The sequence below is a fragment of the Kitasatospora sp. NPDC098663 genome, from assembly GCF_044760075.1.
Taxonomy (GTDB): domain Bacteria; phylum Actinomycetota; class Actinomycetes; order Streptomycetales; family Streptomycetaceae; genus Kitasatospora.
The window spans coordinates 195,719-220,856 of the sequence record NZ_JBIWAP010000008.1; the positions used below are offsets into that span (position 1 = coordinate 195,719).

The window sequence follows — 25,138 nt, forward strand, 5'->3', positions numbered from 1 at the left end:
TCGCCTGACGAGACGCCTCGAACCAGGAGCAGTTGATGAACCGTCTGAAGAAGGCCGTCGCCACCGCGACCGCCGTCGCCGCAGCCGCCCTGATCCCGCTGTCCGCGGCCCCGGCCGAGGCCGCCACCGGACCGGGCACCCACCTGGGGATGACCTGGTCCGTCGTCGCCTACGGCCCGGAGGGCACCGTCCAGGTCGGCGGCCCCGGCGGCAGCCCGAGCAACGCCTACAACGGCGACACCGCGCCGTCGGTCTCGCTGCCCGTGCTCTGCCTCAACGTCGACGGCAGCCCGGCCCCGTCCGGGATCAGCATCGGCTTCTACAACGGCTGGGCGCAGGGCACCGTCGCCCTCAGCCAGCCGGTCAAGGGCGCCCGACTCAACAGCCGGGCCGCGGCGGACAGCCTGTGCCAGGCCTCCTTCGGGGCCGGCTGGCGCGAGGCCGAGTTCCACGACGGCCACTTCGGGTCCGACCTGGCGCAGACCGGTGGCTGGACCTTCTGGGCCTACGGCAACATCCCCAACAACACCCGGTTCTGGACGGCCATCAACGACCAGGCGGCCAACCCCTGGAACTGACCGGCCCCTGGAACCTCCGGGCCTGCCGGTGGAAACCGGTGGAAAGGCGACGGCCCGCACCACGCGGTGCGGGCCGTCGCCTTGGGGTTCGCCCAGCCCAGCCCAGCCCGGCCAGGCCGTCCGGCCGCCGGTCGGCCGGGCCTCTCAGGCCTGCCGTCGTACGGCGATGACCGCCGCGCCCAGAACGCACGCGCCGGCGGCGGTGAGGTAGGCGAGGTGGTAGCCGGCGAGCTGGTCCGTGCTGGTCGCGGCGACCAGGACCATCACCGCGACGCCCGCACTCGCGCCGATCTGCTGCGCCACGACGTTCACCGCCCCGGCGACGGCGTGCTGCCGCGCCGGGACTCCGGTGAGCCCGGCGGACGTCATCGAGGGGAAGTTCAGCCCCTGGCCGATGCCGCTGAGCACCAGGCCGGGCAGCACGTACTGCACGTAGCCGCCGTCGTGCGGTGTGCCCAGCCACAGTGCGGCACCCCCGCCGATCAGGACCAGGCCGACCGCCATCAGCGTGCGCGGGGTGAACCGGGCCAGCAGGCGTCCGGTGGCGAAGTTGGCGGTGAGGAACACGGCCAGGGACATCGGCACCAGCGCGAGACCGGACTCGAAGGGGGAGTAGTCCAGCATCCCCTGGAGGTACAGCGGCGCGAAGAACAGCAGCCCGACCGATCCCATGTACTGGAGGAACGCCGCCAGGCTCGCGGCCCGGACCGACCTGATCCGGAAGAGGCCGAGCGGGAGCACGGGGTCGGCGGTGCGGTGCTCACGCACGACGAACAGCGCCAGGAAGGCCACCGCGGCGGCGAGGACGATCCACGCCGTCGCGCCGTCGCTGCTCGCGCCGACGACGAGCAGGGTGAGTCCGAGCGTGCCCGTGATCGCGCCGGGCAGGTCCAGCCGGCCGCTGTGCCCGACGCCACCGGGCAGTCCGGCGCGGGTCGCGGCCAGCACGGCGAGCCCCAGCAGCACCGAGAACCACAGCACCGAACGCCAGCCGAGGAACTGGGTCAGTACGCCGCCCAGCATCACCCCGCCGCTGAAGCTCGCGGCGCCGACCGCCGCGTACACGCTGAAGGCCCGGTTGCGGGCCGGACCGGCCGGAAACGTCTCGGTGAGCAGGGCCAGCGCCGCCGGGCCGGACAGGGCGGCGCCGATGCCCTGGACGGCGCGCGCACCCAGCAGCACCGCGGTGTCCGGGGCCAGCGCCCCGACCAGCGCGGACACGGTGAACAGGGCGACCCCGACCTCGAACACCCGCCGCCGGCCGAGGACGTCGGCCAGTCGGCCGCCCACCAGCAGGAAGCCGGCGAACGTGACGGCGTAGGCGGTCATGACCCACTGGAGCGTGGTCTCGTCCAGGTCGAAGCGCGCTCCGACGGACGGCAGGGCGGCGTTGAGGACTCCGAGACCGCTCACGTCCAGGGCGAGCGCCCCGGCCAGTACTCCGAGTGCCAGTCCCGGCCGGAGCGCCGGCTCGGCCGCTGTGCCGGGGGTGTCGGTGGTGCCGGTGGTGTCCGTGGCGTCCGTCATGCGGGCCTGCCGTCGACGTCGCGGCCGGTGAGCCCGGCTAAGGAACGGTCGGCATCGGACGACGCCGCATCAAGATTCTCAACTGCCATGGGGGTCAGCTTGCATGGGTCACTCAGCCGCTGTCTACCCCAGTCGCGCGCCGGTGGAGCGCGCCTTTCGCGGGGTCGTGCGCCTATCCCGCCCGGGGTGCGGTGACGGGGCGCGCCGCCGGGTCGAGGTGCCATTTCGGATCGCCGACGGCTCCCACTCGAACCGGACACTTGGAGATCAAATCTCGCCACTGCCTCAACCGGCCCTCGAATGGCGCTTGTCTCACCATTAACGAACTGGCACTCTGCTGTCCGCCGGTCGGATTAGCACTGACGCTCCATTTTGCCTCAATCAGCATACTCGTCGCGCTTGACCAAATGGACCTTGGAGCCCATCGACAGTAGCCGTGCAGGTGAGGATTCCGCGTACGCGATCCTGTCGTCGATGCACTCGCGGACCGGTGTGACCCGGAGAAGCCCGCGATTTCTCCCGCGATGGGAACGAGCCGCGCCGCCGGCTGAAACAGCGGTACACGAACGGGAGTTCTCGCCCGCCGTGAACGTGGGGATCGGAAACGCCGATCTCATCCGCACGCCAACCATCGGCCCCACCCAGGAACTTGATGCGGTGAAGGGGACCCTCCGCGTCATGAGCCGCCCCCTGTGTCCGGCTGCCCGGGTGCGGACCGAACCCCCCGGCCGGTCGGCCGTGAAGCTCCACCCGTCCATTCCATCCGCCCTGTTGAGGGAGTCGCCGTGCCCCGAGAGCGCGCAGCGCGAGACATTTCCGCCGTAACCGATTTCCTGCTTTCCCGTGTCGTCGAACTCTTGGACGTGTCCGCGGGCGCGGTGGACCGCTCGGCGCCGCTGCACCGGTACGGACTGGACTCGCTGAGATCGGTGACTCTCGCGGCCTCGCTGTCCGAGTTCCTCGGCTGGCAGGTCCCGGCCACCTGGATGTGGCAGTACCCGACCGTCGACGGGCTGGCGCGCGCGCTCGTCGACGGTCCGCGCGCCGCGGAGCCCGCTCCGGGCACCGAGCGCCGCCGACCGCCCTCGCACGAGCCCGTCGCGATCGTGGGCATCGGCTGCCGGTTCCCCGGCGGGCCGGACCCGTCGTCGTTCTGGCAGCTGCTGGTCGAGGGCGGCGACGCCGTCGGGCCGGTACCGGCCGCGCGGCGCGAGCTGCTGAACGACCGGGTGCGCTGGGGCGGCTTCATCGACGGCATCGACCGGTTCGATCCGCTGTTCTTCGGCATCTCGCCCCGCGAAGCCGTCCAGATGGACCCGCAGCAACGCCTGATCCTGGAGCTGTCCTGGGAGGCGCTGGAGGACGCGGGCATCGCGCCCCACAGCCTGGTCGACAGCGACACCGGCGTGTTCATGGCCTCCTGCTGGGGCGACTACGCCGCCCTGGCGCACTACCGCGGCCCCGACAGCCAGATCACCCCGCACACCGCGACCGGCATGCACGACGGCATCATCGCCAACCGGGTCTCCTACGTCCTCGGCCTCCAGGGCCCGAGCATGGCCATCGACGCCGCCTGCGCCGGATCGCTGGTCTCGGTGCACGTGGGCTGCCAGTCGATCTGGCTGGGCGAGAGCGACCTGGTGCTGGCCGGCGGCGTGAACCTGAGCTTCGTCTCCGACTACTACACCGCCATGGACGCGATGGGCGCGCTCGCCCCGGACGGCCGCTGCAAGTCCTTCGACGCCCGCGCCGACGGCTACGTCCGCGGTGAGGGCGCCGGCGTCGTCGTGCTCGCCCCGCTGAGCGTGGCGCTGGAGCGCGACCTGCCGGTGTACTGCCTGATCAAGGGCAGCTCCTCCAACAACGACGGCCTGAGCAACGGGATGACGGCGCCGAACCCCCAGGCGCAGGAGAAGATGCTCCGCACCGCGTACCAGCGGGCGGGCATCGCACCGCACCTCGTGGACTACATCGAGTGCCACGGCTCCGCGACGCCCCTCGGCGACCCGATCGAGGCCAACGCCATCGGCGCGGTGCTGGGCGGCGGCCGTACGGAGCCGCTGCGGCTCGGGTCCGTCAAGTCCAACGTCGGGCACCTGGAGGCGGCCGCCGGCATCGTCGGCCTGGTCAAGCTCGCGATGTCGATGCGCAACGGCGTGCTGCCGCCGAGCCTGCACTACAGCGCGCCGAACCCGCAGATCATGTTCGACGAGTACAACCTCACCGTCCAGGACCGGCTGACGCCGTGGCCGCGACGCTCCGACGCCCGCCGGGGCGGCGTCAGCTCGTTCGGGTTCGGCGGCGCGATCTGTCACGTCGCCGTCGAGGAACTGCCGCGCCCCGAGAGCTCGCTGCTCCTGCTGGCCGCGGACTCCCGGGAGGCGCTGGCCGAGCGGGCCCGGGTGCTGCGCGACGAGAGCGACCTGCGCGAGCTCTGCCGCCGGACGCCCGGCGACGGCCCGTTCCGGCTCGCGGCCACCGCCCGCGACATGCCCGAACTCCGCTCCCAGCTGGACGCCTTCGGCAGCGGGGCGAAGGCCGCCGGGCTCAGCGTCGGCGAGCGGACCGGACGCACGCCGCGGGTGGCCTTCCTGTTCTCGGGCAACGGCTCGCAGTGGGTGGGCATGGGCCGGCAACTGCTCGCCGCGATGCCCGTGTTCCGCCGGTCCATGATGAAGTCCGACCGGCGGATGCGGGAGCTGCTGGGCTTCTCGCTCGTCGAGCAGCTGATGTCCCCGGACGGCCGCATCGACGACATGGACGTCTTCCAGCCGCTGCTGTTCTCCCTCCAGGTCGCGCTGGCCGAAGCCTGGCGCTCGCTGGGGGTGGAGCCCGACGTCGTCGTGGGGCAGAGCGTCGGCGAGTTCGCCGCCTCCCACATCGCCGGCGCGCTCGACTTCGACGACGCCTCCCGCCTGGCCGCCCACCACGGCCGGCTCCTCCAGCAGCTCGCGGTGGGGCGCGGCGAGGGCATCGTGGTGATGACCGCCGCCGACGAGGTCGAGCCGTACCTGACCGGCCGGCTCACCGTCTCCGGCCGCAACGGCCTGAACTCCACCCTGGTCACCGGCACACCGCAGGAGATCGACGACCTCGTCCAGCGGCTGACCGCGGCGGGCGTCACCAACCACCGGGTCCGGATGGGCCACGCCCCGCACTCCCCGCTGGTCGACCACGTCCTCGCCCCGCTGAAGGTCGAACTCGACGGCATCAGGCCCCGGACCACCCGCATCCCGATGATCTCGACGGTCACCGGCGAGCGCGTCGACGGCGCCGAACTCGGGCCGGACTACTGGGCGGACAACCTGCGCCGGGAGATCCGGGTGGTCGACGCCCTGACGGAGCTGCGCGACCACGACGTCGACGCGGTGATCGAGATCAGCCCGCACCCCGTCCTGCTCAAGTCGGTGTCGGAGATCCTGACGGCGGCCACCCTGCCGTCGCTGCGCCGCGGCGCCGACGAGGCCTCGACCCTGCTCGGCTCGCTCGGCGCCCTGTACGCCGCCGGTCTCCCCGTCGCGGCCCACCCCTTCCTCGCGGGCGACCGCGGGCGGCACGTCACGCCCGGCCGCAGCGACGCCGCCGCCGACGAGCAGGTGCACCTCGTCCCCGTCACCGCCCGCACGGCCGGCGCGCTGGCCGACACCTGCCGCGAGCTGTCCAACCACGTCGAACGCGACGCGGGCCTGCGGGTCCGCGATCTCGCCTACACGCTCGCCGCCAGGCGCACCCACCACAACCACCGGATCGCCCTGTTCGCCCGCAACCGGCAGGACGTCCTGGACGGCCTCGCCCGGGTCGCCGCCGGCCAGCCGCACCCCGACGTCGTCACGGGCACGGTCTCCGGCAGCGTCGACCGGCGGGTCGCGCTGGTGTTCTCCGGCGGCGGCACCCAGTGGGTCGGCATGGGCCGCGAACTCCTGCGCTCGCACGCCGGTTTCCGCACCTGGATGAACGCCTGCGACGCCGCCGTGCGCGCGGCCGGCGGCTGCTCGGTGCTCGACCGGCTCGCCGCCCCGGCCGACGAGGCCAGGTACGAGGAGATGGACTTCCAGCAGCCCGTGCTGTTCGCCCTCCAGGTCTCGCTGGCGAAGGTGTGGCTCGGACTCGGCATCGAGCCGACCGCCGTCGTCGGGCACAGCCTGGGCGAGGTCGCGGCCGCCTGCGTGGCCGGTGCGCTGTCGCTGGAGGACGCCGCCCGCGTGGTGGTCGCCCGGTCGCACCTGCTGGAGCGCAAGGCCGCCGCGGGCGCCATGATCTCCGTCGACCTGCCGGAGGCGGAGCTGCTGCCGCGGCTGGCCCCCTACGCCGCGCACGCGGCCGTCGCCGTGGTCAACAGCCCCACCAGCGCGGCGGTCTCCGGCTCGCCCGAAGCCGTCGACGCCCTGGAGGCCGACCTCAAGCGGGACGGGATCTCGACCCGGCGGATCCGGGTCGAACGGCCGGTGCACAGCCCCGGGATGGATCCGCTGCTCCAGCCGCTGCGCGAGGGCATCGACGGCATCACCGCGCTGACGCCCGGCATCGACTTCCACTCCACGGCACTGGCCGACACGGTCAACCCGGTCGCCGACGTCGACTACTGGGTGCACAACCTGCGCAACCAGGTCCGGTTCGCCGAGACGATCGGCGCGCTGGTCGACCAGGGTGTCGGCACCTTCATCGAGATCGGCCCGCACGAGACGCTGCGCGGCGCGGTCGAGGAGATCGCGCTGACCCGTGGCGCCCGGGTGCACGCGATCAACTCCCTGCGGCGCGACGAGAGCGACGTCCGCTGCCTGCTGGGCGCCGCCGCGTCGCTGTACGTCAGGGGCCTGCCGCTGACCTTCGACCCGCTGTTCGGCGACGACGTCGAGGTCGTGGAGACGCCGCTCGTCCAGTGGCAGAAGGACCGCTACTGGATCGACACCGAGCCCCGCCCCGCCCAGGCGCCGGCCCCGGCCCCGGCTGTCGAAACCGCGGCTGTGCCCGTGGCCCGTGTGGTGGAGGAGGAGCAGCCGACGGAGATCCGGCCGGTGGCGGAGGCCGTCCTCGCCGAGCTCGCCGACGCGCTGGGCGTGCCGGTGAGCAGGTTCGACGTGAACGCCAGCATGCTCGACTTCGGCCTCGACTCGATGCTGGCGATCCGCCTCGTCAACAGGCTGCAGTCGCTGTTCGGGCACCGGGTGTCGCCGGTGGTGTTCCTGGACGGCCGGCCCATCTCCGAGGTCGTCGGCCACTTCGTCGAACTCACCGCCGGACCGGCCGCGCCCGCGACGGCACCGCCCGTACCGGCGGCCGCTCCCGTTCCCGCCCAGGCCCCCGAGGCCGAGCCGGACCGGACGTACCTCGACGAGCTGTCCGAACTGGACGCCGAGGAGCTGGTGGACGAACTGGACGCGCGCGGACTGCTGGAGGCCACCGACGCACCGGCCCTGGACCAGCTGCGCGCCGACGGCCTCGGCCTCGCCCTGGCACCGGCCTCGCACGGCCAGGCCTCGCTGTGGTTCATGCAGATGGTCGCGCCGGACGCCGTGCCCTACAACTTCATGGTGACCGCCCGGATCCGGACCGCCGTCGACGAGAAGGCCCTGGACCGCGCCGTCCGGGCCGTGATGGAGCGCCACCCCGCCCTGCGCACCCTCTTCGTGGAGGCGGGCGGCAGCCCCTACCAGGTCATCCTGGACGAACCGGTGTACGAGTTCGTCGTGGCGGACGGCACCGACCTGGACGACGAACAGGCCCGCGAGGAACTGGCCCGCTACGGGCACGAGCCGCTCGACCTGGACAACGGGCCGCTGGTGCGGATCGTCCTCATGACGCGCGGACCGGCGGACCACTACCTGCTGGTGCTCGTCCACCACATCGCGTCGGACGCGGCGTCGGCCGACGTCATGATCCGCGAACTCCAGGCGTACTACGAGGGCGCCGACCCCGCCGACAGCGCGCCGGTCGCCCCGTACACGGAGTTCGTCGCGTGGGAGCGGCAATGGCTGGCCGGCCCGGCGGCCGGCGCGGCCCTGGACTGGTGGTCGCGGAAGCTGGCCGACCCGCCCGCCCACCTCGACCTGTCCACCAAGGAGCGGCCGCCGGGCGTCACCTACGAGGGCCGCGACCTCGCCTTCCGCTGGAGCGCCGAAGAGACCCGCCTGCTGCGGGAGTTTGCGGTGCGCGAAGGCGTGTCGATCAGCACCGTCGTGCTGGCCGGGTTCTTCGCCGCGCTCAACCGCGCGGTCGGCACCGAGGACGCGGTGCTGGCCACCGCCATCGCCCAACGCGCCGAACCCGGCTGGGAATCCGCCGTCGGCTACTACCTCAACACCGTGCTGGTGCGGGCGAACCCCGCCGGTGACCGAAGCTTCCGCGACCTGCTGCGCGAGGTCCACGCCTTCTCGCTCGGCCTCCTGGAGCACATGAACTACCCCCTCGACCTGCTGGCCTCCCAGCTGCGCCCGCCGAGGGCCGAGGGCCGCTCCCCGTGGTTCGACGTGGTCGTCAACTGGCTCTCCTCGGACGCGTTCCCCCGGTCCGTCAAGCTCTTCCACGGCATCGGCGACACCATCACGCCCGACGGCGCGCTGCCGCTCGAACCGCTTCAGGTGCGCAGGCACCTCGCCAAGTTCGACCTCGAGATCTCGATGGCCGACATCGACGGCGAGGTCGCCGGCCACGTCCAGTTCAAACCGAGCTACCTGGAAAGGCAGACCGTGACGGCACTGCTCGCGCTGTACCGCACCGTGCTCTTCGACGCGATCGCCGGACCCGACCGGGCCCTCGGCGACCTCGCGCCGACCGGCCTCCCCGAGGAGACGGACCAGTGACCGAGACCCTGCACTCCGCGTTCGTCGAGCAGGCGCTCAAGAACCCCGACGCGACCGCCGTCTACTCCGACGCCGGCGTCCTGACCTACGGCGAACTGAACGAACGCTCAAGGGAGTTGGCCGAACGGCTGGTCGCCGACGGCGCGGGCCCCGGCGTCCCGGTCGGCATCTGCGTCGAGCGCACCCCCGACCTGCTCGTCGGCATCCTGGCGGCCCTGCGCGCCGGATCCTGCTACCTGCCGCTGGACCCGAACTACCCCGCCGACCGGCTGACCTTCATGGTCCAGGACAGCGGGACCCGCCTGCTGCTCACCACACCCGCGTCCCGGGCCAGTTGTCCGCCCGGACCGACCGTGGTCGTGCTCGGGGAGAACGTCACGACCGAGCCCGGCGCGAAGCCCGTCGCGGTCGTGCCCGGCGACACCGCGTACGTCATCTACACCTCGGGCTCCACCGGCAGGCCCAAGGGCGTGGCCGTCCGGCACGCCGGCTGCGTGGCGATGCTCGCCGAGATGGACCGGGTCCTCGACGGCTGCGACCTGAGCGGAGTCTCGGCGGCGAGCTCGGTCTGCTTCGACCTGTCCGTGATGGAGATCTTCAACGCGCTGTGCCGCGGCGGCGCCGTCGTGCTCGTCGAGAGCGCCGTGCACCTGCCGGAGAGCCGGTACGCCGACAGGATCACCCACCTGAACGTCGTCCCGTCGGTCATGAACAGCCTGCTCGACGCCGGAGCCCTGCCGCCGAACGTGCGCACGGTCGTGTTCGGCGGCGAGGCCCTGCGCCGCAAGCTGGTGGACCGCACCTACCGGGAGACCGGCGCCGACCGGGTCTTCAACGCCTACGGCCCCACCGAGGGGACGGTCTTCTGCTCGTTCGGGCCGGTGCCCGAGGACGGGACCGACGAGCCGACGATCGGCCCGCCGACCACCAGCGACCGGGTCTACGTGCTCGACGAGAACCTGGAGCCGCTCCCGGCCGGTGAGCCCGGCGAGCTCTACCTCGGCGGCGCCGGCCTCGCGCACGGCTACGTCAACCGGCCGCGCACCACGGCCGAACGCTTCGTGCCGGACCCGTTCCGCGACGGCGAGCGGATGTACCGCACCGGGGACGTCGTCAGGTTCACCGACGACGGCGAACTCCGCTTCCTCGGCCGCACCGACCACCAGGTCAAGCTGCGCGGCTACCGCATCGAGCTGGAGGAGGTCGAGGCCCGGCTGACCGGCTGCCCCGAAGTCCGGGAGGCCGCCGCCGTCGTCCGGGGCAACCGGCTCGTCGGCTACGTCGTGCCCGCCGCCGACGACGCGCCGCAAGGCGGCCCCCGGCTGGACGCCGCGCTCCAGAGCGCCGTCACCGGCAGGCTCGCCGTCGAACTGCCCGACTACATGGTGCCCGCGACGCTCGTGTTCCTGGCCGCCCTGCCGCTGGGGCCGGGCGGCAAGCTCGACCGCGACGCGCTGCCCGAGCCGCCGGCCGCCGACACCGGCGGGCCCCTGACGGCCGCCGGCACGCCGACCGAGGTCGCCCTGTCGGAGATCTGGGGCCAGCTGCTCGACCTCGAACCGTCGGGCATCGACGTGCAGTCCGCCTTCTACGACCTCGGCGGGGACTCCCTGCTGCTCATCCGCCTCGCCCGGCTGATGACCCGGCGCTTCGACCGCCGCGTCCGGGTGCCCGACCTCTTCAGCTTCCGCGACATCTCCTCCCTCGCCCGCTGGCTCGACGACGAGAGCGGCGCCACCCCCGAGGCGGTCCAGTCCGCCCGTGCGCGCGCCAACACCCGCCGGGCCGCGCTGCGCGGCCGCGGCGGCGCCACCGGCCGCTGAGCCGTCGGCGTACAGCGGCCGCTGAGTCACCCTCACTCGAAACGAAGCAGGAGCCTCCCCATGACCGACAACCCCGAGCAGGACTACGACCCGGGCGACGTGGCCGTCATCGGCATGTCCCTGCGGGCGCCCGGAGCCCGCACCAAGGAGCAGTTCTGGGACAACCTCGTCCACGGCCGGGAGTCCGTGTCGTTCCTGGCCAAGGACGACATCCACGTCGACGAGACCCTGATCCACAGCCCGTTCTACGTACGGGCCTGCGGCGTGCTCGACACGTACGACAAGTTCGACCCGTCGGTGTTCGGCATCAGCGACCGGATGGCCGCCGCGATGACCCCGGAGAACCGGCTGTTCCTGGAGAGCGCCTGGGAGACGCTGGAGGACGGCGGCTACGACCCGGACCGGCTCAGGGCCGAGATCGGCATGTACGGCGCCAACAACCCGCAGACCGCCGCGCTCTACAGCTCCCCGCCGGACCGGGTGTCGGTCGGCCCCGAGGCGATCGAGGCCAGCCTGGCGTGGTCGCCGGACACCATGACCTCCAACGCGCTCTACTACATGGGGCTCATCGGCGAGGCCGTCACCGTCGCCGCCGTCTGCGCGGGCTTCCACTACGCGGTGCACCTGGCCTGTCAGTCGCTGCTGCTCGGCCAGACCGACCTGGCGATCGCCGGCGGCGCGATGGTCCGCCTGCCGCACCCGCGCGGCCACCTGTGGGAGGAGAACCGCATCCTGTCGAAGGACGGCCACTGCCGCCCGTTCGACGCCAACGGCACCGGCACCGCGCTGTCCAGCGGGGTCGTCACCGTGCTGCTGAAGCCGCTGGGCCACGCCGTCGCCGACCGCGACCACATCTACGCCGTGGTCAAGGGCTCGGCCGTCAACAACAACGGCGTCAGCGCGATGGCGTACGGCCTGGCCCAGCCCGAGCGGCTGAGCGCCTGCATCGCCAACGCCATGGAGGTCGGCGGCGTCACCCCGGACACCGTGTCCATGTACGAGGCCAACGGTCTCGGCCTGCCGATGACCGACGAGCTCGAAGTGCACGCGGCGACCATGGCGTTCGGGAAGCAGACCGCGACCACCTCGATCGGCGGGGTCAAGGGCAACGTCGGCCACGGCGGCGTGGTCTCCGGCGGCTTCGGCGCGATCAAGGCCGCGCTGGCCCTGCACCACAGGACGCTCCCGGCGACGATCAACCTGACCGAGGTCAACCAGGACCTCGACTTCCCCAGCACCCCCTTCGTGCCGCAGATCGAAGGGGCAGCCTGGGAGCCGCAGGCCGGCATCCGCCGCGCGGGCATCACCTCGATCGGTGGCGGCGGCTACAACGCGCACCTGCTGCTGGAGGAGGCCCCGACGGCCGCCGGGCGCGCCCCCGAGGACGAGGGCCGGCCGCGGCTGGCCACCCTGTCCGCCCTGGACGACGACGCGCTGGCCCGGCAGCGTACGCGGCTCAAGGAGCGGCTGGAGGCCGACCCCGACCTGCGCCTGGACGACGTCTGCTTCAGCCTCAACCTCGGCCGCAAGGTGATGGCCCGCCGGTGGGCGGCCGTGGTCCGCAGCCGCGCGGAGCTGATCGCGGCGCTGTCCGACGACGCCGCCCGCGGCCCCGCCACCACGACCGCCGCCGCCCCGCAGACCGACCCGGGCTCCTTCTCCCGCTTCTCCCGCACCGACAACGGCATCGTGCCGTCCGGCCAGGACGCGCCGGCGCTGGCCGAACTGGCCGCCGCCTGGGTGACCGGCCAGCAGGTGGACTTCGAGGCCATGCACCTGGGGCAGGCCAGCCACCGGGTGCCGCTGCCCACCTACCCGTTCCAGCCGCGCCGGTTCTGGCGCACGGACTGGTGACCATGAGCACGCCGCCACCGGACACCGTGGACCTGGGCGACCCGGCCACCTTCGCGGACCACGACCTCGACGGGTTCTGGCGCACCCTGCGGGACACCGCCCCGATGCACTGGAACCCGCCCGTCGACGGCCGCCGGGGGTTCTGGGTGCTCTCCCGCCACGACGACATCATGGCCACCTACCGGGACAACGCGAACTTCACCTCCGAGCGCGGCAACGTGCTCGTCACGCTCCTGGAGGGCGGCGACGCCGGGGCCGGCCGGATGCTGGCCGTCACCGACGGGCCCCGGCACCACGAACTGCGCAAGATCCTCCAGCGGGTGCTCTCGCCGAGGGTGCTCGACGAGGTCGCGCGGACGGTCCGGGCCAACACCCGGCAGTGGATCCGCGAGGCCGTCGAGTCCGGCGGCTGCGAGTTCGCCGAGGAGATCGCGAGCCGGATCCCGATGACCACGATCTCGAACCTGCTCGGCGTGCCCGAGCAGGACCGGGACTACCTGCTCAGCCTGACCAAGACCGCGCTGTCGGCCGAGGACGAGGACGTCGACGCCGTCGACTCCGAGATGGCCCGCAACGAGATCCTGATGTACTTCCTGGACGTCGTCGAGGAACGGCGCGAGTCCCCGGGCGACGACGTGATCAGCATGCTGATCGCCAGCTCCATCGACGGCGTGCCGCTGTCCGACGAGGACGTCGTGCTCAACTGCTACAGCCTGATCATCGGCGGCGACGAGACCAGCCGGCTGACGATGATCGACTGCGTCCACACGCTCGCCGCCCGGCCCGAGCAGTGGCGGCGGTTCAAACGCGGCGAGGTCGCGGTCGAGACCGCCGTGGACGAGGTGCTGCGCTGGGCCTCGCCCACGATGCACTTCGGGCGCAGCGCCGTACGGGAGACCGAACTGCACGGCGTACGGCTGCGCCCGGGCGACATCGTCACGCTCTGGCACGCCTCCGGCAACCGGGACGAACGGGTCTTCGCGCGGCCCGGGGAGTTCGACCTCGGCCGCACCCCCAACAAGCACCTGGCCTTCGGCTACGGCCCGCACTTCTGCGTCGGCTCGTACCTGGCCAAGGTGGAGATCGCCGAACTGCTCACGGCCCTGCGGGACTTCACCACCGGGTTCGAGCAGACCGAGGAGGCGCTGCGGATCCGGTCCAACTTCCTGACCGGGTTCTCCACGATGCCGGTGCGGTTCGAGCCCGACCACCGCGGACTGAAAGAGGTCGACTGATCCGGATGAACATCTACATGTCAGGACAAGGGGGATTCGCGGTCGCGGTCGCGGAAGCCCTGCTGGACGACGGGCACAAGATCGTCGGCGCGGCCGCCCCCCGGCTGCGCAAGGGCAAGTCCGACGAGGGCGACGCGATGTGCTGGGACCGCCTGCGCTCCTGGGCGTACCACAAGGACGTCCCGTGGACGGACTCGGCCGAACTACGCGCGCGGCACATCCCGGACGGGGTCGACATCATCGTCGCCGCCCACTCGCACGCCTTCCTCGGCCGCCAGACCCGCGCCCGGGCCGCCGTCGCCACCATCGGCTACCACCCCAGCCTGCTGCCGCTGCACCGCGGCCGGGACGCCATCCGGTGGACGATCCGCGACGGCGACAAGGTGACCGGCGGAAGCGTCTACCACCTCACCGAACGCACCGACGCGGGCCCGCTCGCCGCCCAGGAGCACCTGTTCGTGCCCCCGGGCTCGACCGCGCAGAGCCTGTGGCGCGACCACCTGGCACCGCTCGGCGTGCGACTGCTCCTGAAGGTGGTCGCCGACCTCACCGCGGACCGGCGGATCGAGGTCCCGCAGGACGAGAAGCTGGCCACCTGGGAGCCCGCGATGGGCGCACCACCGCTGTTCAAACCCGAACTCATCGCGCTGCCCGGCACGGCGAAGGTCGACAGCAGCAAGTGGGCCCTGCACGAAGGGTGACGGCCGGGCTGTGCCGCCCGGGTGACCCTGGAGCCGGTGCCCCGCACACCACGCGTGTGCGGGGCACCGGACTGGACCGCCGAGCCCGTCGTCGGAACTCGACAGCGTGAACGTGTACACCGGGGACGGCGATTCCGAGCGCCCCCCGTGTACCTCTGCACCTTCACCGCGAAGGAGTCCCGACCATGCGGAAGTTCATCATCGACCTGGCCGAACGCACCGTCGCCACCTACGCCGTGGCGTTCCTCGGCCTGCTGCTGGCGGACGGATTCGACCTGACGTCGATCGGCGCGTTCAAGGCGGCGGCCGTGGCGGCACTGCCGGCCGCGCTGGCCGTGGTCAAGGGAGTGGCCGCGACCTTCGTCGGCGACCCGAACTCGGCCGCCCTGCTGGCCCGCCCCCACGACTGACCGGCCCGGCCCGGGTGCGCCAAGCCGGGAACTCCCCCTGGCGAACGGCCGCGGCGAAGGCGCCCCATGCGGCGGCGGGGAAGGCGACAAAGCCTGCCCGCTCCAGGTGCTGGACGTCCTCGCCGCCGAGCGTGACGGTCATGAAGTGCGGACTGGGCCGCTCGCTTCCCTGCACGGTCAACGACAGCATCCGCCGCTTGCGCGGGCGCTGGATCCGGGAGGCCACCGCTACCTCCACCGGGGACGGGACTTGAGCGTCACCGTGGTCATGCGACCACTGTCGGCGCGACGCTCTGCGCGAGACCACCGGTAAACTGACGCCCGATGCCGACAACCCGCCATACTTCACCGCTGCCCGCCGATGCAGACGAGGAGATCCTGAAAGGCGGTGGCTGGCTGCCGCACGGCTTTCAGCTCGATCCACACAGCCACGTCCACGGTCAGCTGGTCTACGCCGCCGCCGGCGCCTTGGTCACGGCGACGGAGCGCGGCACGTGGGTCGCCCCGGCGGACCGGATCACCTGGACGCCTCCGCGCTTTGCCCACTCGCACCGCTTCTACGGGCAGACCGACGTACGGCTGGTGTCCGTCCCACTCGACTTGTGCGCCGTGCTCATCGATCACCCCAGCGTCTTCGCGGTAAGCCCGTTGCTGCGCGAGGCCCTTCTGGCGCTCACCGACGAGCCGGAACGGCGGCCTGGCGCCCACCGGCGCCTGCTCGCCGTGATCGTGGACGAGTTGGCCGACGCCGCCGAGACCTCCCTCCACCTTCCCGAAGCGAGCGACGACCGGCTGCGCGCCGCCACCGACCTGCTGCGCGCGGACCCCGCCCGGCCTTCCACCCTGGCCGAGCTCGGCCAGGCGGTGGGAGCCAGCGAGCGCACGCTCAGCCGCCTGTTCCACGCCGAGCTGAGCATGAGCTTCCACCGCTGGCGGACCACCCTGCGCATCCACCACGCCTTGGCGCACCTGACCGACGGGATGACGGTGACGGAGACCACGGTCGCGTGCGGATGGTCCAATCCGTCCACCTTCATCGACGCCTTCACCGAAGTCGTCGGCCAGACCCCCGGCCGCTATCAGGCCGGCCTGCGCTTCCACGCGCGCTAGCCCCCACCCGGGCGGTTCGCGCTGGTCAGGTGCACAGCGCGCGACGCCAGAGCCAGCTTGGCGGGTTTCCGGTATCGGGTGTCGACTTACCAGTGGTTCGCGGCCCGCCGGGTCTTCCATAGTGGACAGCGAGCGAGCGCCGGCCCTCCGACCTCACGGCCGCCGCCGCGACGTACGCGCTCGGCGCGTACCGACCACTGCACGGATCATGAAGGGCTCGCACGCATGACTGAGACACACGACGACACGGCCGTCGTCATCATCGGGGCCGGCGTCGCCGGTCTGACTCTCGGCAACTTCCTGCTGCGCAACGGCGTCGACTGCGTCGTGCTGGAGAAGCACCCTCGCGCCTACGTCGAGAAGCGCCAGCGCGCCGGAACGATCGACACCTTCGGCGTGCGCCTCCTCCGCGAATGGGGCCTGGAGGAGGTCCTCGCAGGCGACCCCATCCCGTACAGCGAGGGCGGCTTCTACATCGACGGCCACGCGATGCCGATCGACGTGGACGAGGACGACAACGAGAGCCTGTACTGCCCGCAGCAGGTCCTGGTGCGCAACCTCACCGAGGTCTTCCTCCGCGAGGGCGGTGACCTGCGCTACGAAGCCGCAGACGTCACCCTGGAAAACCTCACCCAGGCCCAACCCGTGGTGCGCTACCGGGACGCCGACGGTGCGGCGCGAGCCATCGACTGCGACTTCATCGCCGGCTGCGACGGCTTCCACGGCGTCTCCCGCCGCTCCATCCCCGCCGCCGCGCTGACCGAGTACTCCCACGAGTACGGCTACTCCTGGCTCAGCGTCCTGGCCGCCACCGAGACCAAGCCCTCGGGCATGGCGATCCACGAACTGGGACTGGCCGGGATGATCCCCCGCGGCCCCGAAGCCAGCCGGATCTACCTGCAGTGCGCGGTCGACGACACCCCCGAGCAGTGGCCGGACGAGCGGATCTGGAGCGAGCTGGAGGCCCGCTTCGGCACGCCGCCCTCGCGCGGGCAGATCCTGTCCAAGCAGATCGTTCCGCTGCGCAGTGTGGTGTTCGACCCGATGAGCTACGGCAGCCTCTACCTCCTGGGCGACGCCGCGCACATCGTGCCGCCGATGAGCGCCAAGGGCATCCACCTCGCTCTGCACGACACCGAGGTCTTCGCCCGCGCAGTGATCCGCCACGCCAAGGAGGGCGACTCCGGCCTCCTCGACAGCTACTCGCAGACCTGCCTGCCACACATCTGGAACTACCAGGCGTTCGCGACGTGGATCACCGACACCATGCACAACGCGGGATTCACCGGCTACGAGGGCGAGTTCAAGAAGCAGATCGCCCGCGCCGAGCTCCAGCGCCAGTTCGCCTCCGAGTCGGCAAACAAACTGTTCAGCGAGCTGACCGCCGGCACCAACTAGGGCGTGAAGGTCCGGGTCGCGGGCGCGGGGGAGGAGCCGCGCGCCCGCGACACGCGGGGAACGCTACGTCGACGAACGGGCCCTTCCCGATAATGCAGGGGCCGCGCCCCCGGGCCGCGCACGTCCCCGTTCCCAGGAAGGCGCACGACCATGGAAGGCTCCTCCTCGACCGCGCTGGCCGACATCGCGACCATCCTGCTGATCGGACTCGCCCTGTCGCCGCTGCGCACCCGCCTGCGCCAACCGGTGGTGGTCGGCGAGATCGCGGTCGGGGTGATCCTGGGGCCGAGCGTCCTCGGACTGCTGCCGGGCGACCTCCCGCACGTCCTTTTCCCGCCCCAGGTCCGTGAGCACCTGTCGGTGATCGCCCAACTGGGCATCGCGCTCTTCATGTTCGCCGCCGGGTGGGAGCTCGACCTGAAGCAGCTGAACGGGCGGGTCCGCACCGTGGTGGCGGTCACCACGGCCTCCGTCGCCGTGCCCTTCGCCCTCGCGGTCGCCCTGGCGGCCGTCCTCGCGGCCAGGTGGCCCCGCCTCATCGGTACGGACGCGTCCCCCGTGCTGCTGGCCGTGTTCCTGGGCATCGCGCTGTCCGCCAGCGCGCTGTCGGTGCTCGCGCGCATCGTGGGGGAGAACCAGCTGCAGGCGACCCGTACCGGGGCCATGGCCACGGCCTGTGGGGCGCTCACCGAGATCGCCGCGTGGTGCGGCGTCGCCTGCATCGCCTCCGCGGCCCGCAGCGGCGGCTCGGACCACGTCCTCCTCGCGTTCGCCGAACTCGCCTGCTACGCGGCGGCCATGGCGTTCGTGGTCCGCCCGCTGCTGCGGCGCCTGCTGCGCCGGCCGACCCGCGCCGACGGACATCCCCTGCTCGTCCTGCTGACCCTCGGCAGCGGGATCCTGCTGTCCGCGTGGACCACCTCGTGGCTCGGCATGCACGCCGTGATCGGCGCCTTCGCCTTCGGGCTGGCCATGCCGCGCGACGCCGCCGAGGAACTGCGGCACGCCGTCGAGGCGCCGCTGCGCCACGCGGGGGCGCTGCTGGTGCCGGTCTTCTTCGCGCTCACCGGGCTGTCCGTGGACATCGGCGGGCTGGGCTTCGGAAGCCTGGTCGCGGTGGTGGTGTTCCTGGTCGTCACCTGGGGCGGCAAGTTCGCCGGCGCCAGACTGGGTGCCCGGCTGATCGGCGTGCCGCGCGGCGAGGCCACGACCGTGGCGGTCCTGCTCAACACCAAGGGCCTCAGCGAGGTCCTCATCCTGACCCTGGGCCGTGACCTGGGCATCATCGGCGACCGGCTGTTCACCGTTCTCCTCGTCACCGCCTTCGCCGCGACCCTGCCCGTCAACCCGCTCGTACGGCGCCTCATCCGCGCTCCTGGCGCCCGTTCCGGGACGGGGCCAGTCACTCTGCCCCGTCAACAGCAGGACGCCGCCGCGAGATCGGGCATCGAGGAGGCCAGCGGCGCGTGACGCACCGCGAGACCCTGAGCGCCGGCGGGGTGGAGACTCCCGGCGCCTGTCCGACCGGCACCACCGCCGAGACCACCTTCGGTGTCTCAATGAAGTCTCATTATTAACCGCTGCCTGGCGGCGGCCCTCGCGTCTCCGGCTACGTCCGCAGGTGGCGGTAGACCGTCGCCCGGGAGACTCCGAGCTCTGCCGCGATCTGCTCGGCGGTGCGGCCGGCCGCGTGCAGGCGCCGGGCGGTGTCGACCATCGCCGGGCTCATCGCGCTCGGCCGGCCGCGCCGTTCGCCGCCGACGCGCCCCGGGCCGGCCGCGGCGGGGGGTTCAGGGCCGTCCAGCAGCCGGTGCGCCCCGGCCAGGATGCAGGCGCGCAGGTCCTCGGGCGGGGCGTCGGCGAGCAGGATCACCGGGTCGGAGAGCATGGCGATCGTCTGGGCGGCGCGCACCCGGGCGACGAAGTCCGGGTGGGGCCCCGCCACCAGGACGTTCGCGCGCATCATCCCGTCGCGGAACCGCGTGAAGCCCGGGCCCGAGAGGCCCGGCGCCGCGTCGTACAGGCTCATCCGCAGCAGGGCGCGGTGGCGCAGCCAGACGTCGAGCAGCCCCTCGATCGCCGCCCAGCGGGCTGCGGCCGGATCCGGCGGGCCGGTGGGCGCCAGCGCGGCGTCCAGGTCGTCCAGCATCGGTTCGATCAGCGCGCCGAGGATGTCCGCCTTGCTGGGGAAGTGGTACAGCACCGCGGCCTTCGTCACGTCCACCCGCTCGGCGATCCCGCGTACCGAGGTGGCGTGGTAGCCGTGCGCGGCGAACTCCTCCAGGGCCACCGCAAGGATCCGTGCCCGGGTGTCGGGGTTCTCGGCAGTCATGGGGGGAGCTTAGGCCCTGTCCTGGTCGCCGCCCCTTGCCTGACCGGCGGTCAGGGCGTAGCGTCGAATTACTGACCGATGGTCAGTCCGGGAGCGCCGACGCGACCGCTGACCGGTGACGGCTGCCGCGAGTCGGCCCGACCGCGATCGGGCGATGACACGCGATCAGGCGATGACAGAAGGAGCGTCCGTGAACGCCTCGACCAAGACGGCCGATCGCACCGTGCTGATCTCCGGGGCCGGCATCGCCGGACCGACGCTCGCCTACTGGCTGGCCCGCCACGGCTTCCAGCCGACCGTGGTCGAGCGGGCCGCGGCCGTGCGCTCCAGCGGCAGCCCGGTCGATGTCGCCGGTCGCGCGATGGAGGTCGCCGAGCGGATGGGGATCGGGGACCGCCTCCGTGCGGCCGCCACCCAGGTGACCGGTGTGGGCTTCTACAACGCCGCGGGCCGCCGGGTGGGCAGGATCGACCTGCGCGGCCTGTCGGGCGCGGCCCGGGCCGACACGGTCGAGCTGCCGCGCGGCGATCTCGCCGCGATCGTCCACGAAGCGAGCCAGGACGGCGCCGAGTTCGTGTTCGGCGACTCGATCGCGAGCCTGAGCCAGGACGAGGCAGGTGTCGACGTCACCTTCGAGTACGGCCGCCCCCGCCGCTTCGCCCTGGTGGTCGGCGCCGACGGCCTGCACTCCGCCGTCCGCCGGCTGGCCTTCGGCCCGGAGCCCGGGTTCGTCCGCCACCTGGGGATGTACGTGGCCACCATGCCGCTGGCCGGGGCGGCGGGCGACCTGCGGGAAGTGGCGATCCACAACGCGCCGGGCCGCGCCCTCTGCGTGCATCCCGGATGCGGCAGGCCGCTGGCCGCGTTCATGGTCCGGTCCGCCGCCGTGCCGGACTTCGACCACCGCGACACCGAGCAGCACCGGCGACTGCTGACCGCCGCGTTCGCCGGGATGGGCTGGCGCGCGCCCGAGATGCTGGCGCAGGTGCGCGAGAGCGAGGAACTGTACTTCGACGCGGTGAGCCAGGTCCGGCTGCCACAGTGGTCGCGGGGCCGGGTCACGCTGCTCGGCGACGCCGCGTCCTGCGTGTCGCTCTTCGGCGGCGGCTCCAGCCTGGCCATGGCGGGCGCCTACAGCCTGGCCGATGCCCTGGCCGCCGATCCCGCCGACCACCGCGCGGCCCTGGCCCGCTACGAGGCCGCGCACCGGGGGCTGGTGGACCAGGCCCGGCAGTCCGTACGAGCGGCCTTCGCGCTGCTCGTCCCGGCCGGCCGCGGCGGCATCCTGGCCAGGAACCTGGCCACTCGGCTGTCGCCGGTCGTGCTCGCGACAGCCCGGGCCGGGAGTGTGCTCAAGTCCCGTGCCACGCACGGGGATCACTCGTGACCGGGCCCGGGCCTCCCTCCTCCGGCCGGCTGCGCACAGGAGGCATCGCAGGAGTGGACCTCGCCGGCCGCCCGGCCGTCGTCGACCACTTCAGGAACGCCATCACCACCGTGGCGGCAGTCGGTGTGAACCGTTCGTGGGCAGCCGGACGTATCCACCGGTGAGGTGACGAGCGGGCGGTGTCACCACGTCAGCTCCGGCCCCGTGTGGCCGTGTTGGTGGTGGGTGGCGGTGTCGCGGCACGGGACGGCGCGGTACTGCGCGTACGTCCCGTGCGGGAAAGCTCGCCACCGGCCCTCGCTGCCCGTCGATTTCGGAGAAACTCCCTTGCGCAACAGCAGGTTCACCTCGGTCCTCCTGGCCGGCGTCACGACGCTGGCGGCCCTCGCCGTCGGCGTCGGCCCGGCCGCCGCCGCCCCGTCCGAGCCGGTCGCCATCGCCGACTCCCCGGACGCCTTCCCGGGCGACCAGGACGTCGAGGTCTTCGCCGAGGACGGCGCCATCAGCCGGACCAAGGTCCCTGCGGCGTCCCCCTTCGTCGCCGAGCAATCCATGAGCGTGGCCGCCGCCGCGGCTGCCGCCGGGGACGGCGCCGTCACGAAGGTCGTCAACAACGGGAGCACGGACAGCAAGCTGGACGTGGTCATGATCGGCGACGGCTACACGGCCTCGGAGCAGGACAAGTTCCGCAAGGACGCCGCGGCGAAGTGGAAGGACATCAGCGCCGTCGAGCCCTACGCCACCTACCGCAAGCTGTTCAACGTGTGGGCCGTGGGCGCCGTCTCCGAACAGTCGGGCGTCTCCGGGGACCCGAAGCAGAACACCGTCCGCAAGACCGCCCTCGGCTCGCACTTCTGGTGCAACTCCATCGAGCGGCTGCTGTGCGTGGACACCAAGGCCGTCGACACCTACGCCGCCAAGGCCCCGCAGGCCGACCTCGTGATCGTCGTCGCCAACACCGCCAAGTACGGCGGCGCCGGCTACGGCAGCACCCAGTCGCCGCTCGGGTACGAGGGCATCGCCACCGTCGCGGGCGGCAACAGCGCGTCCGGCCAGATAGCGGTGCACGAGACCGGCCACTCGCTGGGCAAGCTCGCGGACGAGTACTGGGCCGACGGGGCGGGGCCCTACAAGGGCGCGGAGCCCGGGCAGCCCAACATCACCACCCTGAGCGCCGACCGGATGCGCCAGGACAAGACCAAGTGGTACCGCTGGCTCGGCAAGACCTCGCCCGACGGCGGCACCGTCGGCGCCTACCAGGGCGGCAGCAACTACCCGTCCGGCCTGAACCGGCCGACCGACAACTCGGTGATGCGCTCCCTCGGGCGGGAGTTCAACCTCCCCGGCCGCGAGGCGATGATCGCCGGCTTCTACCGGCACGCCTCCACCCTCTCCAGCGCCACGCCCGTCACCACCCGGCTGACCGCGACCGACCACCTCACCGTCGACCTCCCGGTCTCCGGCACCAAGCTGCGGTGGTACCTCGACGGCAAGGAGGTGACGGCCCTGCGCGACCGCAAGACGATCGCCGTCGCCGACCTCGGCCCCACCGGCCCCAAGCCCGCCGCCCACGAGCTCAAGGCCGTCGCGAACGACCCCACCTCGTCCGTCATCGACCCTGCCCTGACCCCGGCGCTCACCCGCAGCCTGGTCTGGAGCGTCACCCGCTGACCACGGGGCGTGGCCCCTCGCGTCCGGCCGGGACGGGAGGGGCCGCGCCCACGGCGGAAGCCGCACCGGCCGGAGATCGCCCCGGCCGGGCCCGTGCCGGCCGGGGCCTGTGCCGGCCAGGCCTGTGCCGGCCGGGGCCCGCGAGGCCCGGCCGGTGCTCGGCCCGACCCTCACGCCGACGGCGATCTACCATGGCTGGGAAGGCTTCGTCTCCAAGCCCGCGCCACAGCGGCAGGGAGGTCGGCATGGCGTTCGACACGACGGGGTTCGAGCAGGCGGAAAGCAACCGGTACCTGCCGATCTCCGAGCACGGCCTGATCGGCGACCTCCGGACGACCGCCCTGGTCGGCACGAACGGCACCATCGACTGGTACTGCTGCCCGCGCTTCGACGCGCCCAGCGTGTTCGGGGCCATCCTCGACGCGGACCGGGGCGGATCGTTCGAGCTGGCCGCGGACGTCCCGACCCGCACCCGGCAGTTCTACTTCCCCGACACGAACGTGCTGATCACGCGCTTCTTCGCCGCGGAAGGCGTGGCGGAGATCCAGGACTTCATGCCCGTGGCCGACGAGTCGCCCGAGGTGGCCCGGCACCGGCTGATCCGGCGGCTCATCTGCGTCCGGGGAGTCCTCCCGTTCCGGGCGCGGATCGCCCCGCGCTTCGGCTACGGTGCCGAGCTGCACACCGTGTCCCTCGAAGGCCACGTCGCGGTCTTCCGCTCCCCGTCGCTCACCCTCGCGCTGACCGCCACCGCGCCGCTGGAGACCGACGGACTGGACGTGTGGTCGCACTTCAAGCTCCTGGAGGGCGACTCCGTCGTGTTCGCCCTCGACCAGATCGGCGACGACGTCCCGGCCCGGTCGTGTCCGCGCGCCGAGGCGGAGGAGCAGTTCGAGGCGACCGTCCGGTTCTGGCGCCACTGGCTGGCCCGGTCGCGCTACCAGGGGCGGTGGCGGGAGATGGTCCACCGCTCCGCCCTGCTGCTCAAGCTGCTCACCTACGCGCCGACCGGCGCGATCGTCGCCGCACCCACCACCAGCCTGCCCGAACAGGTCGGCGGCGAGCGCAACTGGGACTACCGGTACATGTGGGTCCGCGACGCCGCCTTCTGCATCTACGCCATGCTGCGCCTCGGGTTCACCTCGGAGGCCAAGGCGTTCATGGGCTTCCTCTTCGAGCGCACGCGCGACACCGCCGCGAACGGCCCGTTGCAGATCATGTACGGCATCGACGGGCGCACCGAGCTGCCCGAGTACGCGCTGCCGCACCTGGAGGGCCACCTGGGATCCGCACCCGTGCGGATCGGCAACGCCGCCACCGGCCAGCTCCAGCTGGACATCTACGGAGCCGTGATCGACTCCATCTACCTGTACGACAAGTGGGGGCAGCCGATCAGCAGCGACGGCTGGGAGGACGTCGGCATGGTGGTGGACTGGCTCTGCGAGAACTGGGACCAGCCCGACGAGGGCATCTGGGAGACCCGCGGGGGCCGCAGGAACTACGTGTACTCGCGGCTGATGTGCTGGGTGGCGCTGGAACGCGCGATCCGGATGGCGAACCGCCGCGGCCTGCCGGCCGACCTGCCGCGCTGGCGGCAGACCCGGGACGCGATCTACCACCAGATCATGCGGCGCGGCTGGTCGAGCGAGCTGGGCGCGTTCGTCCAGTCCCTGGACGACGGCGAGCTGGACGCCTCGCTGCTGATGATGCCGATGGCCAAGTTCATCTCGCCCACCGACCCCAAGTGGCTCTCCACCCTGGACGCGCTCACCAAGGGCCTGGTCTCCGACTCCCTGGTCTACCGCTACAACCCGGCCACCAGCCCGGACGGCCTGAGCGGCTCCGAGGGCACCTTCTCGATCTGCTCCTTCTGGTACGTGGAGGCGCTGGCCCGCGCGGGCCGCCTGGAAGAGGCCCGGCTCGCCTTCGAGAAGATGCTCACCTACGCCAACCACCTCGGGCTGTTCGCCGAGGAGATCGGCCCGACCGGCGAGCAACTCGGCAACTTCCCGCAGGCCTTCACCCACCTCTCGCTGATCAGCGCGGCCTTCAACCTCGACCGCGCGCTGGGCTGAGATCGCGTCAATTCGGCCGAATCCGGCCCCTGTTCGGCTCCCATCCGGCTCCTTCCCGGCTCCTTTCCGGTTCCTGCCCGGCGGGAACGAGCAGGTCGCGGATGAGCTGAGGTGAATGGCGACATCTCGTCGGCCCACATCCGTTGACGGCCCCAGGCGGCACTGCAATGCTCATGACCAAACCTGCGCAACATCTGAGCAGTGCCATCACCCTGTCACCACGGAAAGGGCCCAACC

At 72.3% G+C, this 25,138-nt stretch carries 15 protein-coding genes; 13 read left to right on the top strand and 2 right to left on the bottom strand.

The window, feature by feature from the left end; genetic code table 11:
* Positions 1-35: 35 nt before the first annotated feature.
* Complete coding sequence (locus ACIQVZ_RS11565) at positions 36-578, top strand: hypothetical protein (RefSeq protein WP_350880865.1); 543 nt, start codon at positions 36-38, stop codon at positions 576-578.
* Between the two features lie 144 nt (positions 579-722).
* Here ACIQVZ_RS11565 and ACIQVZ_RS11570 read toward each other — a convergent pair whose 3' ends face one another.
* Entirely contained in the window at positions 723-2,105 is a 1,383-nt protein-coding gene (locus ACIQVZ_RS11570) for an MFS transporter (protein ID WP_402448998.1), read from the bottom strand.
* Between the two features lie 785 nt (positions 2,106-2,890).
* On the opposite strand from ACIQVZ_RS11570, the gene ACIQVZ_RS11575 reads away from it, so the two are divergent.
* From ACIQVZ_RS11575 to ACIQVZ_RS11615, 9 genes are all read left to right on the top strand, one after another.
* The gene (locus tag ACIQVZ_RS11575) at positions 2,891-8,905 is read left to right on the top strand and encodes an acyltransferase domain-containing protein (protein WP_402449000.1); all 6,015 of its coding nucleotides are present in this window, start codon (positions 2,891-2,893) and stop codon (positions 8,903-8,905) included.
* Positions 8,902-10,728: a non-ribosomal peptide synthetase gene (locus ACIQVZ_RS11580; RefSeq protein ID WP_350880871.1), complete on the top strand. Its 1,827-nt coding sequence runs from the start codon at positions 8,902-8,904 to the stop codon at positions 10,726-10,728. The genes ACIQVZ_RS11575 and ACIQVZ_RS11580 overlap by 4 nt, the downstream gene beginning before the upstream one ends.
* 60 nt (positions 10,729-10,788) lie before the next feature.
* Positions 10,789-12,582 (top strand): beta-ketoacyl synthase N-terminal-like domain-containing protein, encoded by a 1,794-nt coding sequence (locus ACIQVZ_RS11585; RefSeq protein WP_402449002.1) that lies wholly within the window; start codon positions 10,789-10,791, stop codon positions 12,580-12,582.
* Positions 12,579-13,817 carry a cytochrome P450 gene (locus tag ACIQVZ_RS11590; RefSeq protein WP_402449004.1) on the top strand — a complete coding sequence of 413 codons (1,239 nt, stop codon included), beginning with the start codon at positions 12,579-12,581 and terminating at the stop codon, positions 13,815-13,817. Before ACIQVZ_RS11585 ends, ACIQVZ_RS11590 begins: the two co-directional genes overlap by 4 nt.
* A gap of 5 nt (positions 13,818-13,822) precedes the next feature.
* A complete protein-coding gene (locus ACIQVZ_RS11595) occupies positions 13,823-14,518 on the top strand; it encodes a formyltransferase family protein (protein WP_402449006.1) in 696 nt (231 codons plus the stop codon).
* Between the two features lie 185 nt (positions 14,519-14,703).
* Entirely contained in the window at positions 14,704-14,928 is a 225-nt protein-coding gene (locus ACIQVZ_RS11600; protein WP_350880880.1) for a holin, read from the top strand.
* 324 nt (positions 14,929-15,252) lie between these two features.
* Positions 15,253-16,038, top strand: a complete 786-nt coding sequence (locus tag ACIQVZ_RS11605; protein ID WP_402449008.1) for a helix-turn-helix domain-containing protein — start codon at positions 15,253-15,255, stop codon at positions 16,036-16,038.
* Positions 16,039-16,263: 225 nt separating this feature from the next.
* On the top strand, positions 16,264-17,436 hold the full coding sequence (locus ACIQVZ_RS11610; protein WP_402449010.1) for a 4-hydroxybenzoate 3-monooxygenase: 1,173 nt from the start codon (positions 16,264-16,266) through the stop codon (positions 17,434-17,436).
* A 150-nt stretch (positions 17,437-17,586) separates the two neighbouring features.
* The gene (locus tag ACIQVZ_RS11615) at positions 17,587-18,906 is read left to right on the top strand and encodes a cation:proton antiporter (RefSeq protein WP_402449012.1); all 1,320 of its coding nucleotides are present in this window, start codon (positions 17,587-17,589) and stop codon (positions 18,904-18,906) included.
* A 139-nt stretch (positions 18,907-19,045) separates the two neighbouring features.
* Here ACIQVZ_RS11615 and ACIQVZ_RS11620 read toward each other — a convergent pair whose 3' ends face one another.
* Entirely contained in the window at positions 19,046-19,768 is a 723-nt protein-coding gene (locus ACIQVZ_RS11620) for a TetR family transcriptional regulator (RefSeq protein ID WP_402449014.1), read from the bottom strand.
* A gap of 190 nt (positions 19,769-19,958) precedes the next feature.
* Between ACIQVZ_RS11620 and ACIQVZ_RS11625 the strand changes: the two genes are divergently transcribed.
* The 3 genes from ACIQVZ_RS11625 (at position 19,959) to ACIQVZ_RS11635 (ending at position 24,901) form a co-directional block, all read left to right on the top strand.
* Positions 19,959-21,155: an FAD-dependent monooxygenase gene (locus ACIQVZ_RS11625; RefSeq protein ID WP_402449016.1), complete on the top strand. Its 1,197-nt coding sequence runs from the start codon at positions 19,959-19,961 to the stop codon at positions 21,153-21,155.
* 327 nt (positions 21,156-21,482) lie between these two features.
* Positions 21,483-22,826: a M64 family metallopeptidase gene (locus ACIQVZ_RS11630; RefSeq protein ID WP_402449018.1), complete on the top strand. Its 1,344-nt coding sequence runs from the start codon at positions 21,483-21,485 to the stop codon at positions 22,824-22,826.
* Between the two features lie 245 nt (positions 22,827-23,071).
* Positions 23,072-24,901, top strand: a complete 1,830-nt coding sequence (locus ACIQVZ_RS11635; protein WP_402449020.1) for a glycoside hydrolase family 15 protein — start codon at positions 23,072-23,074, stop codon at positions 24,899-24,901.
* The last annotated feature ends 237 nt before the right edge of the window (positions 24,902-25,138 follow it).